At 35.1% G+C, this 18,084-nt stretch carries 13 protein-coding genes, 1 riboswitch and 1 other annotated feature; of the genes, 1 reads left to right on the top strand and 12 read right to left on the bottom strand.

The annotated features are described in order from the left end of the window. Nucleotides 1-11: 11 nt before the first annotated feature. The 6 genes from JN168_RS00065 to hutH all read right to left on the bottom strand — a co-directional run bounded on the left by JN168_RS00065 (nucleotide 12) and on the right by hutH (nucleotide 7,155). Nucleotides 12-938 (bottom strand): DUF2232 domain-containing protein, encoded by a 927-nt coding sequence (locus tag JN168_RS00065; RefSeq protein ID WP_279526259.1) that lies wholly within the window; start codon nucleotides 936-938, stop codon nucleotides 12-14. A gap of 338 nt (nucleotides 939-1,276) precedes the next feature. Then, nucleotides 1,277-2,245 carry a homoserine O-acetyltransferase MetX gene (metX, locus tag JN168_RS00060; protein WP_279526004.1) on the bottom strand — a complete coding sequence of 323 codons (969 nt, stop codon included), beginning with the start codon at nucleotides 2,243-2,245 and terminating at the stop codon, nucleotides 1,277-1,279. Nucleotides 2,246-2,307: 62 nt separating this feature from the next. Continuing rightward, a riboswitch (SAM riboswitch) is annotated at nucleotides 2,308-2,413 on the bottom strand. Nucleotides 2,414-2,507: 94 nt separating this feature from the next. Next, nucleotides 2,508-2,837 (bottom strand): AzlD domain-containing protein, encoded by a 330-nt coding sequence (locus JN168_RS00055; protein ID WP_042737800.1) that lies wholly within the window; start codon nucleotides 2,835-2,837, stop codon nucleotides 2,508-2,510. Further along, entirely contained in the window at nucleotides 2,834-3,529 is a 696-nt protein-coding gene (locus tag JN168_RS00050; RefSeq protein WP_042737799.1) for an AzlC family ABC transporter permease, read from the bottom strand. The genes JN168_RS00055 and JN168_RS00050 overlap by 4 nt, the downstream gene beginning before the upstream one ends. 504 nt (nucleotides 3,530-4,033) lie before the next feature. After that, a complete protein-coding gene (gene serS, locus JN168_RS00045) occupies nucleotides 4,034-5,317 on the bottom strand; it encodes a serine--tRNA ligase (protein ID WP_107641859.1) in 1,284 nt (427 codons plus the stop codon). Nucleotides 5,318-5,385: 68 nt separating this feature from the next. Next, nucleotides 5,386-5,583: a binding site (T-box leader), on the bottom strand. Nucleotides 5,584-5,652: 69 nt separating this feature from the next. Next, entirely contained in the window at nucleotides 5,653-7,155 is a 1,503-nt protein-coding gene (gene hutH, locus JN168_RS00040; RefSeq protein ID WP_279526003.1) for a histidine ammonia-lyase, read from the bottom strand. A gap of 390 nt (nucleotides 7,156-7,545) precedes the next feature. On the opposite strand from hutH, the gene JN168_RS00035 reads away from it, so the two are divergent. Continuing rightward, nucleotides 7,546-8,358: an NAD(P)H-hydrate dehydratase gene (locus tag JN168_RS00035; protein WP_042737796.1), complete on the top strand. Its 813-nt coding sequence runs from the start codon at nucleotides 7,546-7,548 to the stop codon at nucleotides 8,356-8,358. Nucleotides 8,359-8,807: 449 nt separating this feature from the next. Here the strand turns inward: JN168_RS00035 and gyrA are convergent, their stop codons facing one another. From gyrA to dnaA, 6 genes are all read right to left on the bottom strand, one after another. Next, complete coding sequence (gene gyrA / locus JN168_RS00030; RefSeq protein WP_232153372.1) at nucleotides 8,808-11,495, bottom strand: DNA gyrase subunit A; 2,688 nt, start codon at nucleotides 11,493-11,495, stop codon at nucleotides 8,808-8,810. A 35-nt stretch (nucleotides 11,496-11,530) separates the two neighbouring features. Further along, nucleotides 11,531-13,462 (bottom strand): DNA topoisomerase (ATP-hydrolyzing) subunit B, encoded by a 1,932-nt coding sequence (gyrB, locus tag JN168_RS00025; protein ID WP_182475074.1) that lies wholly within the window; start codon nucleotides 13,460-13,462, stop codon nucleotides 11,531-11,533. 12 nt (nucleotides 13,463-13,474) lie between these two features. Further along, nucleotides 13,475-14,590, bottom strand: a complete 1,116-nt coding sequence (gene recF, locus JN168_RS00020) for a DNA replication/repair protein RecF (protein ID WP_279526002.1) — start codon at nucleotides 14,588-14,590, stop codon at nucleotides 13,475-13,477. Then, nucleotides 14,587-14,820 (bottom strand): S4 domain-containing protein YaaA, encoded by a 234-nt coding sequence (gene yaaA / locus JN168_RS00015; protein WP_182475075.1) that lies wholly within the window; start codon nucleotides 14,818-14,820, stop codon nucleotides 14,587-14,589. Before yaaA ends, recF begins: the two co-directional genes overlap by 4 nt. A gap of 518 nt (nucleotides 14,821-15,338) precedes the next feature. Next, nucleotides 15,339-16,472: a DNA polymerase III subunit beta gene (gene dnaN / locus JN168_RS00010; RefSeq protein WP_082039157.1), complete on the bottom strand. Its 1,134-nt coding sequence runs from the start codon at nucleotides 16,470-16,472 to the stop codon at nucleotides 15,339-15,341. A gap of 241 nt (nucleotides 16,473-16,713) precedes the next feature. Then, a complete protein-coding gene (dnaA, locus tag JN168_RS00005) occupies nucleotides 16,714-18,084 on the bottom strand; it encodes a chromosomal replication initiator protein DnaA (protein WP_042737791.1) in 1,371 nt (456 codons plus the stop codon).

Raw genomic sequence — 18,084 nt, 5'->3', positions numbered from 1 at the left:
TCCACCCCAAATCATTTTTTAATGATGCTTTTCAGGTTAAAGCATAAATCTACCAATCCAATGAGTCCCACGATATGTGTAAATGGCGTTAATATTGTCCCAATCACCATTAAAATAATCGTAAGTGCAAGCGGCATTGATTTTGCTTTTCCAAAAAAGTGAATAACACTCAACCCTTGAATATACATACATAATGATAACACAATTTCAAAGTTTAATACGACACTTTGAAAAGTACCCGATTGGGTAGCAAACATAACACAAAACAGCACAATAATATAGATGACTAATATCGAGCGTTTCATCTGCCATGCATATAATGGTTTGAATATTGGTGTAGCAACTTTGAATTTACGTAAGATTGGAAATGTAATAATAAGATTAATCAATATAAGTAGAAAAACTGCAATCACAATATAACTTGGTAATTGTACTGCAAATTGGCGGAAACCTTCTTCAAGAATCATTTTAGAATCTCCGGAGACTGCCGACTCTGTTATAAGTTGATGCATTTGTTGTTTCACTGGATTGATGATTGCAGAGGCTTTTGGTAATTTATCAAAAGTCTGTAATAACATAATCGCGATAAGTGAAACGATACTCATAAATGTAGTTGTAACATATAAAATACGTTCTTTTGACGTACGTTCTTTTAACAATTGGCCTACGATAAAGCTCAAGAAAATAACGAGGACCAATATACTTAGTACAAATATATTACCTAATAATGTTGTTAAGACAACCGATATAACCGCTGCTAAGCCAAACGACTCGTTTGATTTGTGCCATAAGATGATACCTGGTATCGTAGCAAATAATGCGAGTACCAGTCCTAGCGGTGGTAATATATGTAAAGCTAAAGCTACTACTATGAAAGCAATTATGCTAAGAATAGTTGCTTTAGGATATATTTTTGAAAACAAGTTCGCCACTCCTATACTATTTTTGACTATAACTACCATTTTAACCAATTTAAATCTTTTACACAATTTTACCGACCCATTTTATATAGAAGAATTAATGATCTGATAACATCGTTTAACATCCCCTTTGATTTACTGCAAATTCAGAAATCGTCTCTATCAAACTAGATTACTGATTACATGGATTAATGATTATTCCATCATTGCTTTTTGCCTTCTAAATTCCATACTTCTCGAATCTATTATTTCAACTTTTTTAAAATCAAAAAGGGCAATGCCTAATAACAACTCACAACGCGTCAGATGTCATTATGCACTGCCCATATTTCAATAAATATTCAATAACCTCAATATTATTTACGTTTAAATTTAGATAAGTTTAAGAAATGATATAAATTAGGTGCCCAATCATTAAAATTAAGCAAGAAACCATCGTGCCCAACATTATCAGGAACAAAGAAATGTTTATGGTATTTAAAGCGTTCTCCTACTGCCTTAACTAAATCGTCTGGGTAGAGTAAATCATCGGTGAAACCCATTGTCATGACCTTTGTATCAAGTGAGCCAAACACAGCATCCACGTCATCTCTTCCTCTATCTAAATCATGGCTATCTAAGACGTCGAGCAGTGTTAAGTAACACTCAGACGCGAAATGTTGTTTAAATTTATCGCCTTGGTATTTCTGATACGCAACTACTTGATCAGGTGTGAAACGTTTGTCATAACTTTTTGATGAACGATAGGTTAAGAATCCTAACTGTCTTGCGATACTCATTCCTTCTTTGTTATCAAGCAGAATAGCCTGTCTTGCGATTTCATTGAATGCACGACTATAAGATGACGTTCGATCAGTAGCAGCTAAGATTACTGCTTTCTCTACTTCAAATTTACGGTTATACAAAAGTTCCATCGCCTGCATGCCACCTAAAGAGCCACCGATTAATATATTAATCTTTCGATACCCTAGTGTTTCGATACCTAGTTCAATGGCTTTGACAATATCTCTCAACGTTAATTGTTTAGGAAAATCTACATCATTGAGTGCAGAACTTGAACCATATGGACTACCAATAACATTAAATGTTAAGAACTGATAATCATGAATTGGCATGTATCCACCATCTATAATTTCACGCCACCATCCAGGATCTTCATTCGTACCATATGTCAGATGATTGCCTGTTAATGCATGGCAAACTACTACAAGCGGTTGCCCTTGAAAACCCACATGCTCATAGCGTAACTTCAAATTTGCTATCGTTTCACCAGATTCAGTCGTAAATGGTCCCAATTCTAATGTATCAACCGTATAATTTGTCATTTTTTACCTCCTACTTAAATAAAAAAACTTCTCACTCTAAAAATAAGTAAGAAGTTTAACTATACTTATCATTCGAGTATCTCGTTGGTATTAGCACCGTACTACATCTTATATAGCCGGTTGCTGAAGCTTCAACGGGCCAAGTCCCTCTGCTTCTCGAAATAAGATTTTATTTTATTTATATGCATCTCATATAAAAGATGTCATAATTTTCTAATTATTGTCATTCTAACGGATATTAACTCTTACATCAATGAATTATTTAAAATAGCCATCTTAAGAGTGCCATTATTAAAATGCCTCCAATAATTGTAAAGGTTAGACTACGTGTGATAACTGCAATTAAGATTGTAGGTACCATCGTTATAATAAACGGGAAATTTAATGTGTAGCCAAGTCCATTGTCATGTTGCTCTATAACGCCATCTATAATTAATGCCGTGAATAGTGTAATTGGAATAAATGAGAGCCATTTGACGACCTTTTCAGACAACTGTATTTTCGTGATTAATATAAAAGGGATAACCCTTGTTAACCATGTAACTAACCCACACAACAAAATAATAATAAGCATATGTAGAGAAATCGTCATTTATCCATCACCACCCCAAGCATTGCCGCAACAACTGAAGCTAAAATAATCGCCAAGTATGACGGCATAAATAAACTGAACAACAACATCATAGCCACAACACAGATAATTAAGACAAAGTAAATTCTAATATGCGAGCGCTTTACCGCTTCAAATTGAGAAACCGCTAGAAAGATAAACATTGCTGTGATTGCAAAATCTAATCCTAAAGCATCCGGATGTTGTATGTATTTGCCAAATATAGCACCTGCAACAGATGACACTGTCCAAAATAAATACGCTGTAATATTTAAACCGTGTAGCCAACGATCATTTATCTTCTCACCTTTTAAATGTGGCGTGATAGCTACACCAAATGTCTCATCAGTTATAAGCGAAGAAAGCCCTAACCGATTTAACAATCCATAATCTTTATAATTCGGGGCTAATGTCATGCTTAATAAAAACATTCTCGAGTTAACTATGAATGCTGTAAGCACAATAGCCGTTATGGGTGTCCCTGAGATGACTAATGTACAAATTATAAATTGAGCAGCACCAGCGTAAATCACTAAGCACAATAATATAATTTCAAGAATACTAAAGCCAGAGGCTACAGCGACAATTCCAAATGATAATCCAACACCAGCATAGCCTAACAAAGTGGGGATACATTCTTTAACGCCTTGTTTAAATGTGATATGTTCTTTCATCATCTCACCCCTTGTTGATGTATTTTGATATTCACATTCTATTACAAACATTTAAAAACAACCATATCTTTTAGACTTTGGTATGTGTTACGTAAGACAAACTACAGTCTAAAAACGTTGCTATTACAGCGATTTTAAATTATTTTATAGACTCAGATTAATTTAGACCACCTGGCAGAAAAAGGTTTAACAACTCTACTATTAATTTGATTTTTAACCTTTTTTATATCGTTACACCTCCCCTACCCTCTTATGATAATTTGATAGTTACTTGCTTCCTGTATTTTAAAAATTAACTAGACTAAAAATTTGTTCAATATTTTGTATTAATATGGTTCACCTAATTAATAGTTAGGTCGATATGTCTTATTGCTAAATCACCATACTGAAAAAACACAATTTGTATAAATCGTTATAAATAAAAAGGCAATCTCAAAAGAAATTGCCTTTTCATTTGTCAGAGAACTGTACATCTCCGACGCTTCATTTATTATTTCATTTTAATTATTTAACTGGTCTAATTACAGTCTTGCCACCCATATAAGGAACAAGAGCTTCTGGAACAGTTACTGAACCATCTTCATTTTGATAGTTTTCGACAATAGCAGCAAAGGTTCTACCTACTGCTAAACCACTACCATTTAACGTGTGTACTAATTCTGGCTTAGCATTTTTATCTCGTTTAAATCTAATATTCGCACGTCTTGCTTGGAAGTCAGTAATGTTTGAACAAGAACTGATTTCTTTATAATCATTATAGCTTGGTAACCATACTTCTAAATCAAATGTCTTACTTGAACCAAAGCCAATGTCTCCAGTACATAAGATTACACGACGATATGGTAAGCCTAATTCTTCGAGAATTGCTTCAGCATGTGTTGTCATTTCCTCTAATGCATCAAATGAATCTTCTGGCTTTTCAAAGCGAACCATTTCAACTTTATCAAATTGATGCAAACGAATTAAACCACGTGTGTCTCTACCTGCTGATCCTGCTTCACTACGGTAACATGCTGACTGTGCAGTAAATTTCGCTGGTAATTCATCTGGACCAATAATTTCATTACGGTAGTAGTTCGTCAATGGTACTTCCGCAGTTGGAATTGTGTATAGACCTTCCTTTTCAACTTTAAATAAATCTTCTTCAAATTTAGGCAATTGACCTGTACCATACATTGAATCAGCATTTACTAATTGTGGTACCATCATTTCAGTATAACCATGTTGTGTTGTATGCTTTGTGACCATATAGTTCATTAACGCACGTTCTAGTTGCGCACCTTCACCTGTTAAAAATACGAAACGTGCACCTGAAACTTTTGCAGCGCGTTCAAAGTTAACCATTTTTAAATCTTCTACTAAATCCCAATGTGCTTTTGCATCAAAGTCAAATTCACGAGGTGTTCCCCAACGTTTAAGTTCAACATTATCCTCATCTGAAGCACCTTCAGGTACATCATCTTGAATTACATTTGGAATGCGTGACAATTTATCATTTAATTCTTGATCAACTTGGTTTAAAGTATCATCCAATACCTTAATTTCATCACCTAATTTACGCATTGCAGCAATGGCATCATCTGCATCTTCTTTATTACGCTTCTTTTGCGCGATTTCACCACTGACTTTATTACGCTCAGCTTTCATTTCCTCAGCTTGTGCAATAAGTTGACGACGTTTGTCATCCAATTCTAAAACATCATCCACAACACTTTCTTCCATACCACGTTTTACAACTTTTTCTTTAACAAAATCAGGTTCACTACGGAATAATTTTATATCTAACATATGATTTCATCCTCTCATCAAATTTATATCTATTGGATAGTAACAAAAAAAGACCACATCCCCTAATTACAAGGGACGTGGTCTTGACGCGTTGCCACCCTATTTAACAGTCATTATAGACTGCGCTCTCACTAAAATAACGGCTAAAACCGATTGTTCACATATAAGTAGGTAGATTCATATTAAACATGATTACTTGTTCTCACTAACCACAAGCTCTCTGAAATCACGATATTAATACTACTTGTCCCACGAACAATATCTTATTAAGTTGTTTTAAATATAGCAAATAACATTATTATTTTCAAGAGAGAGCTTATTTATAACAACTTATTTTATTCATTATATGCAGCATCACGTAAATATTGTGCAACTGCTTCAATATCTTTATGAAATTGTCGATCTTCTGTAATTGATGGACAAATATGACGTAAAGTTTGATATTTATCATACGTTTTAGGCGACAGTTTATCGATGTCTTTATACTCAACTGCTTGCAAGCCTATAATTGCTTCAATTGCTAAGACACGTCTTGCGTTTTCAATAATTTGATATCCGTGACGTGAAGCAATTGTCCCCATAGATACATGATCTTCTTGATTGGCAGAAGAGGGAATTGAGTCAACACTAGCAGGATGGGCAAGTGTTTTATTTTCTGAGACTAAACTAGCAGCGGCATATTGCATAATCATAGCACCACTTTGCAATCCTGGTTTAGGGCTTAAGAAAGCAGGCAATCCGTTATTTAATTGTGGATTGACTAGGCGTTCTAAACGACGTTCTGAAACATTAGCTAATTCGCTCACTCCGAGCTTTAAGAAGTCTAATGCGAAGGCTACGGGCTGACCATGAAAATTACCCCCAGATATCACAAGTGTTTCATCACCTTCATCGAAGATAAGTGGGTTGTCATTAGCAGCATTCATTTCAAATTCTAATTTTTCCTTAACATAATTCAATACTTGGAAACTTGCTCCGTGAATTTGTGGAATACAGCGTAAAGTATAGGCATCCTGCACGCGTATTTCACCTTGACGTGTTGTCAATTCAGAGCCTTCTAGCCAGTCTAACATACGCTCTGCTACTTCCATTTGTTCTTGGAAGTTTCTAACTTTATGTACATGCTCATTATAGGCATCTACTATGCCGTTTAAAGCCTGATGTGTAAACGCAGCAATCCATTCAGATTGATAGGCTAAACTTTCCGCTTCAATATAACTGATTACACCTTGCGCAGTCATCGCTTGAGTCCCATTAATCAATGCTAAACCTTCTTTAGCTTGTAATTGTAACGATTGATGATTCAATTTATTTAAGACGTACCGACTGTCTACTTCCTCTCCATTGAAATAAACACTACCTTCACCGATAAGTGCTAAAGCTAAATGAGATAGTGGTGCTAAATCTCCTGAAGCACCAAGTGAGCCTTGTTGCGGAATGACAGGTATAATTCGATTATTGATATAAAATATGAGTTGTTCAATTAAATCGACCGTCGCTCCAGAATGCCCCTTTAATAAGGTATTTAATCTCAACAACATCATCACTAATGCAACTTCTTCAGAAAATGGTTTACCAATACCACAAGCATGAGAACGAATGAGATTTACTTGAAGTTGATTGTATTCACCTTCATCGATACGTACATCACTAAACAATCCAAAACCTGTTGTAATTCCATATATTGTTTCTTTATTAGCGATTATATCTTCAACAGTTGCACGGCTTTGTTTAACACGTTCATATGCTGCAGCTGTCACTTCAACTTTATCTTCATCACTTAAGAATTGTTTAATATCCGAAATCGTCAATGTATCCCCTGTTAATTGTAATGTCATTTTCCCATCTCCTTTATTTTAAGTGCTATAACAATTAACACGAGTATACGCTTACAATTTTCTATAAACAATAGCTTTTGAAATATCCGTAATATGGTATTAAATTACTGATTTAATAGGGTAAAGTTTTACTTAATATTAATTTATCGTAAACAAACATTTTCTTATCATTTTAACTATTGACTAAAGGGCAAAGCAGGTATAATATACTCTATTGTATTTATAAAAAGGAATTAAAAATTAGGTCTTAGACGATATTTTTTATAAGAACAAGTGGGGTAGCAAGAATATAAAAAATAACTACATGACAACCTTCCAATTAGTGAATTAATTGGGTTATCTATATTAAATAATCTGAATGACTATATAACTCAAAAAGGAGGTTTCAATTTGGAAACTTTATCATCAGTAAACATTCCTAAAAGAAAAGATGAAACACATAAAGGTGATTATGGTAAGATTCTTTTAATAGGTGGTAATGTGAATTTAGGTGGTGCAATCATGTTAGCTGCACGTGCCTGTGTATATAGCGGCAGTGGTTTAATCACGGTAGCAACACATCCTACCAATCATGCTGCATTACATTCTCGTTGTCCAGAAGCAATGGTTATTGATATCAATGATACTAAGATGTTAACTAAAATGATCGAAAATACGGATTGTATCTTAATCGGTCCTGGTTTAGGTTGTGATTTCAAAGGAAACAATGCTATCACATTCCTATTACAAAATATTCAACCACACCAAACGCTTATTGTAGATGGAGATGCCATTACAATCTTCAGTAAATTGAAACCAGAAATTCCAACATGTAGAGTCATTTTCACGCCGCATCAAAAGGAATGGGAACGTCTAAGTGGCATTCCAATTGAAGAACAAACTTATGAGCGTAATCGAGAAGCGGCTGATCGCATTGGAGCAACAATCGTCTTAAAGAAACATGGCACTGAAGTTTACTTTAAACAAAATGAATACAAATTACCAATCGGTACACCAGCTATGGCAACTGGTGGTATGGGTGATACATTAGCAGGTATGATTACTAGCTTTGTTGGACAATTCAATGATATTGAAGAAGCGGTAACAAGTGCTGCATATGTGCATAGTTTAATTGGAGAACAATTATCAGAAAAGATGTATGTTGTTCCACCTTCAAGACTAATCAGTGAAATACCTTGCGTTATGAAATCATTAGAAAATTAATATAATCCACATACAAGGACCTATCATCTAACATATGATGATGGGTCTTTTTATTAATATCAGTGCTACCACTTTATATTTACACATGTAAACCCAAACAATCCAACACCTCTAAAAACGTTGATAAAAAGCCTTTTAATACCTTTGTCGTCAACCTTTCACACTGTTGTCTACTGTAAACAAAACGTTATAATCATAATCCACTTTCTATACTTAATCAGTATCATGCTATTTCATATTCACATTCTAATTAGTTAATTGTATTATATGTTTTTCCTAGCTCCACATAATTATTCTTATCTAAGATATGTATAAACTGTTCGTGTAACCAATATAATCTGCTACCTGGTTAATCACATATTCCAGCTATTGTTATTGTTACATCAAACAACAGAAAAGGCAGTTCCCAAATCTGGAAACTGCCTTCTATCTTTATTTTATTTAATTAGTTATTCTGTATCGTCATTATTGTCGTTGTCAGCGTTCTCTATATCTTCATTGACACGATCCATAAAGTCTTGTCTTAATTCTTGACGCTCGCCATCTTCACCATCTACGGATTCATCACTATTGTCTGTTACTTCTGTATGAATTGTATTACCTGGTGCGTCTCCTTCAATCATTGCTTCTGAGCTTACATCAGTTGCTTCATCAGAACCTTCAGCTGTCGTTGCTTCTGTATCTGCAGGTTCTTCGTCATCTTCACTGACTTTAGCTACTGTTGATACATATTGTTCGTCGCTCAATTTAATCAATCTTACACCTTGAGCAGCACGACCATTTTGAGAAATATCTTGAACATCAATACGGATGATTACACCTGAATTAGTCACAACCATCAAGTCTTCTTCACCGTTGACTGTTGTAATACAAACGATATTACCATTTCGTTCTGTGATTGTTGCAGTCTTGATACCTTTACCACCACGGTTGGATAGACGATAGTCATTTACTGGTGTACGTTTACCGTAACCATTTTCCGTAACAACTAAAATTTCATCATTACTATCCGATTTCGCTACATCTAAACCTACTACGCGATCGCCTTCTCTTAAAGTAATACCTTTAACACCAGCTGCAGTACGACCTAATGGACGCAATGCGCTTTCTGGGAAGCGAATCAATGACGCATGTGATGTACCGATAAGAATATCATCTTCACCATCAGTTAAACGAACTGCAATCAGTTCATCGTCATCTTTGAAGCCGATAGCTATCTTACCGTTTTTGTTAATATGAGAGAAATTACTCAATGCTGAACGTTTAACGATACCTTTACGTGTCGCAAATACTAAGTAATCTTCTTCACTTTCTAAATCTTTAACGGCAATCATTGTACTAATGGCCTCATCGTTATCTAATTCTATCGCATTAACAACAGGGATACCTTTAGATTGACGTGATAACTCTGGTACCTCGTAACCTTTAAGTTTGTATACGCGACCTTTATTGGTAAAGAATAACACGTTATCATGTGTACTTAATGTCACAAGTTGACTCACGAAGTCTTCTTCTAACGTATTCATACCTTGGACGCCTCTACCTCCACGATGTTGTGCTCTATACGTAGAAACTGGTAAACGTTTAATATAGTTATTGTGACTTAAAGTGATAACAATTTGCTCTTCAGGAATTAAATCCTCATCCTCAATATTGTCTAAACCACCTAATTGTATTTCAGTACGACGATCATCACCGAATTTCTCACGTACTTCAATAAGTTCATCACGAACGATTTGTAATAACTTTTCTTCATCAGCAAGAATTTCTTCCAATTCTTTAATATATGCAATTAAGTTATTATACTCTTCTTCAATCTTGTCTCGCTCTAAACCAGTTAAACGTCTCAAACGCATATCAAGTATTGCTTGCGCTTGTCTTTCAGTTAATTTAAAGCGTTCTTGCAAGCTAGCCATAGCTACTTTATCAGTATCAGATTCACGAATTGTCGTGATAATTTCGTCGATATGATCTAACGCAATTCGTAAGCCTTCTAAGATATGGGCACGGTCTTGTGCTTTTTTCAAATTATATTCTGTACGTCTTCTAACGACGATTTTTTGATGCTCTAAGTACTCTACTAAAGCTTCTTTCAAATTAATCAGCTTTGGTCTACCCTTTACAAGCGCAATCATATTTACACCAAATGATGTTTGTAATGGCGTTTGTTTATATAAGTTATTTAAAATAACACTCGCATTCGCATCTTTTCGAATATCAATAACGACTCTTACGCCTGTACGTAAACTCGTTTCATCACGTAAGTCTGTTATACCTTCGACTTTCTTATCACGTGCTAATTCAGCAATTTTTTCAATCATTCTTGCCTTGTTTACTTGATAAGGAATTTCTGTAACAACGATGCGTTGGCGACCGCCACCGCGCTCTTCAATTTCAGCACGTGCACGCATTTGTATTGAACCACGACCTGTTTCATATGCACGGCGGATACCACTTTTACCCATAATTAAACCGGCAGTAGGGAAATCAGGACCTTGGATATCTTCCATTAATTCTGCAATTGTGATATCTGAGTTATAACTTAAACTTAAAATACCATTGATAACCTCTGTAAGGTTGTGTGGTGGAATATTTGTAGCCATACCAACCGCAATACCTGATGCCCCATTGACCAATAGGTTAGGGAATCTAGCAGGTAAGACTGACGGCTCTCTTTCGTTACCATCATAGTTATCGATAAAGTCGATTGTATCCTTATTCAAATCTTTCAGTAATTCTAACGTGATTTTCGTCATACGTGCTTCCGTATAACGCATGGCCGCTGCGCCATCACCATCCATCGAACCAAAGTTACCTTGACCATCAACTAAAGGATATCGATAGCTGAAATCTTGTGCCATTCTTACCATTGCTTCGTAAATAGATGAGTCACCATGTGGGTGATATTTACCCATTACATCTCCGACAATACGTGCTGATTTCTTATATGACTTGTCAGGTGTCATACCTTGTTCATTCAATCCATATAAAATACGACGATGTACTGGTTTTAAACCATCTCTAACATCTGGTAAAGCACGTGAGACGATAACACTCATCGCATAATCTAAAAACGATTCGCGCATCTCATTCGTAATATTCCGTTCATTAATTCTTGATTCAGGTAATTCAGCCATCAAGATATCCTCCTTCAAAAATTCAGTTCATCGGTTTAGAAATCTAAGTTTGCATAAACTGCGTTATCTTCAATAAACTGTCTGCGATTCTCTACAACGTCACCCATTAACATTTCAAATGTTTGGTCTGCGTCAATCGCATCTTCTAATGATACTTGTAACATCGCTCGGTTTTCTGGATTCATTGTAGTTTCCCACAATTGATCCGCGTTCATCTCACCAAGACCTTTGTAACGTGCAATAGACCATTTTGGATTAGGATCTAACTCTGCTTTAAGTTTTTCTAATTCACGGTCATTAAACACATAATATTTTTGTTTACCTTGCGTTAATTTAAACAATGGTGGTTGTGCAATATAAACATAACCCGCTTCTAATAACGGTCTCATAAAGCGATAGAAGAATGTTAATAATAACGTTCTAATATGGGCCCCATCGACGTCTGCATCCGTCATGATGATGATCTTATGATAACGCGCTTTACTCAAATCAAATTCTCCACCAATTCCAGTACCAAATGCAGTTATCATAGAGCGTATTTCATTGTTATTTAAGATACGATCTAAACGTGCCTTCTCAACATTTAATATCTTTCCTCGTAAAGGTAAGATTGCTTGAGTTTCTGAGTCACGACCTGATTTCGTAGACCCCCCGGCAGAGTCACCCTCAACAATAAAGATTTCACTGCGCTCCGGATCTTTACTAGAACAGTCTGCAAGTTTACCTGGTAAACTTGAAACCTCTAATGCCGATTTACGACGTGTCACTTCACGTGCTTTTTTAGCAGCAAGTCGTGCACGAGACGCCATAATTCCTTTCTCAACGATGATACGTCCAACTTGTGGATGCTCATATAAGAATCTTTCGAATAACTCAGAGAATAGCTTATCTACAATTTGACGTACTTCAGAGTTACCAAGTTTCGTCTTAGTTTGCCCTTCAAATTGTGGATCACCGTGCTTGATTGATACAATTGCTGTCAACCCTTCACGTGTATCCTCACCAGATAAACGTTCTTTATCTTCTTTCATCACTTTGCTATTAAGCCCATAACTATTTAACACACGTGATAACGCACGTTTAAATCCTTCTTCGTGTGTACCACCTTCATATGTGTGAATGTTATTTGCATAAGTTAATAAATTAGTCGCAAAACCACTGTTATATTGCAATGCGATTTCTACTTCTACATCATCCTTTGATTGATGAACATAGATAGGTTCTTCATGAAGTGGTTCTTTGTTTTCATTTAGCATTTCAACGTAAGATTTAATACCACCATCATAGTGATAACTATCTTCTCTTACTTCTTCTTCACGCTCATCTCTGAGCACAATCGTAATACCTTTATTTAAGAAAGCAAGCTCTCTAATACGTTGTTGTAATGTTTCGTAATTATAAGTCGTCGTTTCAGTGAAGATTTCTGGGTCTGCTTTAAAGCGTATTTCAGTACCTGTATTTTCATCTGTTTCGCCAATCACTTTCAAGTCGAATTGTGGCGCACCTTTTTTATATGCTTGATGATAAATCTTTTCGTCTTTATGTACATAAACTTCAAGATCTTCAGACAATGCGTTTACTACAGACGAACCTACACCGTGTAATCCACCAGAGACTTTATATCCGCCTCCACCAAATTTACCACCAGCATGAAGTACTGTTAAGATAACTTCAACCGCTGGACGCCCCATCTTTTCGTGCATACCTACGGGGATACCACGACCATTATCGGTAACTCTTATCCAGTTATCCTTTTCGATGATAACCTCAATCTTGTCTGCATATCCGGCAAGCGCCTCATCGATACTATTATCAACGATTTCCCACACTAAATGGTGTAGGCCCTTTTCAGAAGTAGAACCGATATACATACCAGGTCGTTTACGGACCGCTTCGAGTCCTTCTAATACTTGAATCTGTCCAGCACCATAATCTTCCGTGTTATTCACATCTGACAATGCTTCCACCTTCACTTTCTGTTACTTTATAATTTCGCCTTGATTTATGCGATAAAGTTTAGCGTTCTTCATAATTTCATGATCTATTCCATCAACTGATGTTGTCGTTACAAATGTTTGAACCTTATGTTGTATCGTGCTTAATAAGTGCGTTTGACGCGAATCATCTAACTCACTCAAAACATCGTCTAGCAATAGAATTGGATACTCACCTACTTCGATATTCATCAACTCTATTTCTGCTAATTTAATCGATAAGGCAGTCGTTCTTTGTTGACCTTGCGAACCATATGTCTGTGCATCCATACCGTTGACATCAAAGCCAAGGTCATCACGATGTGGACCGTATAAACAGACACCTCTATCTTTCTCACGTTCCATGTTGTCGTTAAGCAATGTTAAGACTTCCTCTAGACGTTCCGAATCACTTCTGTCGTCATCATCCAACTTTATACTAGGTAAATACTTTAAAGACAACGTTTCACGTTCATCTGTGATTCCCGAATGAATCGGTTTAGCCAATGATTCTAATTCTCGTATAAAATGCTTACGACGCTCAGTTACTTTCAGCGCATATTCCGCAAACTGTTGATTTAAGACCTCTAGCATAGTAGTGTCTGTCTTTTGTCCATATTGCAACTGCTTAAGATAGTTATTCTTTTGCTTTAAGATACGTTGATATTGCGACAAATCATTGAGATACACTGCAGAAATTTGCCCCAATTCCATATCGATAAATCTACGTCTCACTTGAGGCGAACCTTTAACAATATTTAAGTCTTCTGGCGCAAATAATACAACGTTTAAATGACCAATATACTGAGTTAGTCTACTTTGTTCTAAGTGATTGATTTTTACTTGTTTGCCTTTTTTGGTGATGTACATCGTCAATGGCATATCGCCATATCTATAGCTGAGTTCACCCTCTATTTTAGCATAGTCATTGTCAAAACGTATAAGTTCCTTATCATTTGATGTACGGTGACTCTTAGCTAGTGCAAGTGTATAAATAGATTCTAGTAGATTCGTCTTGCCCTGCGCATTCTCACCAATTAAGATATTGACTTCAGGATGACATTCTATAGAAATGGACTCATAGTTTCGATAATGCTCTAGCTGAAGCGTCTTTAATTTCATTCTTCACCTTGTTGAATGATTAAAAACGAACCGACTTCAGGTATCTCTAGGCTATCTCGATGATTTAGTTTTTTACCTCGACGTGTTTCACGTTCGCCATTTATCATGACTTCAAAATCTTGTAAGAACCATTTTGCTTGGCCTCCAGATTCGATAATACCTTCTGTCTTTAGAAATTGTCCTAATGTGATGTCACCATCAACAATTACTTCTTCAACCAAATCAACCACTCCATTTCTTTATAAGCTCATTAATATATTATACATTTTTTAGCGCTAAATTTCATGCAAAATACAGTTGGAAATCGCTTTCTTTCAATATATTTTAACTATTTTCAGCATCTGCTTTCGAAATGTGCTTATCTCGATTGTTTTACACTTAATATTATAACAAATTTTAAGTCAGTTTATTCATTTTCTTTATAAATACTATTTATTTCAAAATGCTAATTATTTAATTTAAAATTATCTCGTTTTTATAGCGAGTATTCACTTGTAATAATTCACCAATTCATAGAGGCATTTTAAGCATGTTTTTAGCTTCATTTTAATAATTAGGTATGATTTATCCATTTTATTTTGAAAATAACTCACATACCCTTTAAATTGCTTTTAAAATATATCCTCTCAATAAATAACAACTTATTCTTTTATCATTCACAGTTTCAAATCTAATTTACACAAAAAACAGACCTAGACATTTTCCGTCTAGATCTGTTTGGATAATACTTATAATTTTATGCTCAAATTTAATACGTTCTGATTGGTAAAATTAATTGTGTCACAGAATCGTCTTCTTTTGGTTTTAGAATAAATGGTTTCATTGTCCCAAAGAATTCTATTTCAACATCGTCATTATCGATTGCTTTTAATGCATCCATCATGTACTTAGAGTTGAATGAAATCTTCAGATTACCACCTTCAACATTGTTTGCACTTACTTCTTCTTTAACTGTACCAATTTCAGGTGAAGTTGAAGAAAGTTCTACAAGTTCATTACCTGTGCTTAATTTAATAACGTTATTGCCGCCTTCACGTGCCAATAACGAAGCACGATCAATGGCATGATAGAAGTCACCGTTATTAATACCTAACTTGAATTCATAGTTTTCAGGGAATAAACGTGATGTATCTGGATAATGCCCCTCTAATAAACGTGAAATAAAGTTTACATTTCCAACTTTGAATAATACTTGGTTTGAAGCAAAGAAGATATCAATGTCTTCTTCACTATCAGTCATAATTTTATTTAGTTCTGATAATGCTTTACCTGGAATAATGACATTTTTATTTTCTGAACTATCTTCCAATGCGACTTTTCTCACGGCTAAGCGATGTGAATCGGTAGCTGTGCATATTAATTCATTTTCTTGTATAAGCCAGTTCACACCAGTAAGTACTGGGCGTGTTTCTGACGTGGACACTGCGAAATTTGTTTGTGCTATCACGTTTTTAAGCACTTTTACTGATAATTGAATTGCATCATCTCTTGATACTTGTGGTAGTAATGGATATTGGTCAGGATCTAATCCACTTAAATTAAATTCTGAATGACCAGATGTAATTAATGTTTGGAATTGTTCATTTGTAGAAAGTTTAACTTCCTTACCTGGTAATTTTTTTATAATGTCTACGAAGAAACGACCAGGAAGTACAACAGATCCAGTTTCTGAAATTTCAACAATATCTTCTCCGTCAACTTGTTTAGGGATTGTAATCTCAATTGAAATTTCTGAATCAGATCCAGTAAGTATTACTTCGTTATCTTTAGCGTCAATTTTTATACCAGTTAAGATAGGTAATGTAGTTCTTGGTGAGATGGCTTTAAGTGTGTCATTTAATTGATTAATAAAATAATCTCTTCTAATTGTGAATTCCATCATTTTTAAACTCCTTCCAGTCGTTTATAAATAAATTATATAGGTTTTAAAACCGTAGTAATAGTAGTAGGGCTTGTGAATTAGTGGATAACCGAAATTTTTTCAATGGTGACATCGTTTAGCTATTGTGGATAACTTGTGTGTAGTGTGTATTACTTTTGCACATTATCCACATTTTAAAAATTGTCTGTTATTAACGTTATTCCTCAAATTCACATAATTAATCTGTTATATTACAGCTTTTTTATTGATTTCTAATTTCTTTTTCAAGATTTTCTACTTCTTGTTTAAACGTCGGATCATTATTAATATCTTTGAGTATCTTTTCATGTGCATGAATTACCGTAGTATGATCACGACCTCCAAATTCCTCTCCAATTTTCGGTAGTGAGAAATCAGTCAACTCACGCGACAAATACATTGCAATTTGGCGTGGGTATGCGATTGACTTGGTACGTTTCTTAGCACTAAAGTCTTCGATTTTCACACTATAGTATTGGCCAACGATTTTTTGTATATCTTGAATTGTAATTTTTTTTGATTTTGGTGCTTGAATAATATCTTTTAGTGCAGCAGCCGTTAATTCAGTCGTAATCGGTTGTCCCTGTAATTTAGAAAAGGCTAGTACACGCGTTAATGCCCCTTCTAATTCACGAATATTCGATTGAATTTGATTAGCTATATAAGTTAATGCTTCTGATGGAATATTTAAGTTTTCTTCTTCGATTTTTTTATGCAAAATCGCCATTCGAGTTTCATAATCTGGTGGTGTAATATCAACGATTAAGCCCCATTCAAAGCGTGAACGCAAGCGATCCTCTAATTTAGCAATTTCTTTAGGTGGTCTATCACTAGAAATGACGATCTGCTTATTCGCTTGATGTAATTCATTGAATGTATGGAAAAATTCTTCTTGTGTTTGCTCTTTATTTTGTATGAATTGAATATCATCAATTAGCAAAACATCGATATTACGGTATTTCTCTCTAAATTGCTCTGTTTTGTTATCACGTATCGATTTAATAAATTCGTTCGTGAATTTTTCACTAGATGTATAAATGACCTTCGCATCTGGATTATTGGCTAACACATAATGACCAATGGCATGCATTAGATGTGTCTTTCCTAATCCTACGCCACCATAGATAAATAGTGGGTTGTATGCTTGTGCTGGTGCTTCTGCAACAGCCAAACTTGCAGCGTGTGGAAATCTATTGCCCGGACCTATGACAAATGTTTCAAAAGTATTATGCATATTAAATTGTTCATCGCCAATTCTTGCTTCATCAACACCAGATTCATATGTGTCTTTAGGTTGATGCGATTGATTTGAATTTTGTTCAGAAGAACCGGATTGCATATTTGCTAATTCGTCTTCTGAATAAAATACTGGCATAATTTCATGACCAATTGCCTCATATAATGCGGTTTGAATAATCTCAACATAATGCGATTTTAACCAATTGGCTACAAATGGATCATCGATAACAATGACCGCCTCATCATTTTCTAATGAATGCAGTTTGGTATCTTTTAGAAAAGTTTGATAGCTAGGATAACTTACTTTTTCTTGAGCCAAGGTAAGGACTTTTTCCCAAATTTCATGTTCTGACAT

It is taken from the genome of Staphylococcus gallinarum (assembly GCF_029774255.1).
GTDB classification, from domain to species: domain Bacteria; phylum Bacillota; class Bacilli; order Staphylococcales; family Staphylococcaceae; genus Staphylococcus; species Staphylococcus gallinarum.
Note: the sequence above shows the minus strand (reverse complement) of the source record. Positions and strands in the feature narration are given on the sequence as shown.

Excerpts from the sequence above, each read along its gene's own strand:
- metX (WP_279526004.1), bottom strand. The coding sequence starts at position 2,245 with ATGACAAATTATACGGTTGATACATTAGAATTGGGACCATTTACGACT.
- JN168_RS00055 (WP_042737800.1), bottom strand. The coding sequence starts at position 2,837 with ATGACGATTTCTCTACATATGCTTATTATTATTTTGTTGTGTGGGTTA.
- JN168_RS00050 (WP_042737799.1), bottom strand. The coding sequence starts at position 3,529 with ATGAAAGAACATATCACATTTAAACAAGGCGTTAAAGAATGTATCCCC.
- serS (WP_107641859.1), bottom strand. The coding sequence starts at position 5,317 with ATGTTAGATATAAAATTATTCCGTAGTGAACCTGATTTTGTTAAAGAA.
- hutH (WP_279526003.1), bottom strand. The coding sequence starts at position 7,155 with ATGACATTACAATTAACAGGGGATACATTGACGATTTCGGATATTAAA.
- gyrA (WP_232153372.1), bottom strand. The coding sequence starts at position 11,495 with ATGGCTGAATTACCTGAATCAAGAATTAATGAACGGAATATTACGAAT.
- recF (WP_279526002.1), bottom strand. The coding sequence starts at position 14,590 with ATGAAATTAAAGACGCTTCAGCTAGAGCATTATCGAAACTATGAGTCC.
- dnaN (WP_082039157.1), bottom strand. The coding sequence starts at position 16,472 with ATGATGGAATTCACAATTAGAAGAGATTATTTTATTAATCAATTAAAT.
- dnaA (WP_042737791.1), bottom strand. The coding sequence starts at position 18,084 with ATGTCAGAACATGAAATTTGGGAAAAAGTCCTTACCTTGGCTCAAGAA.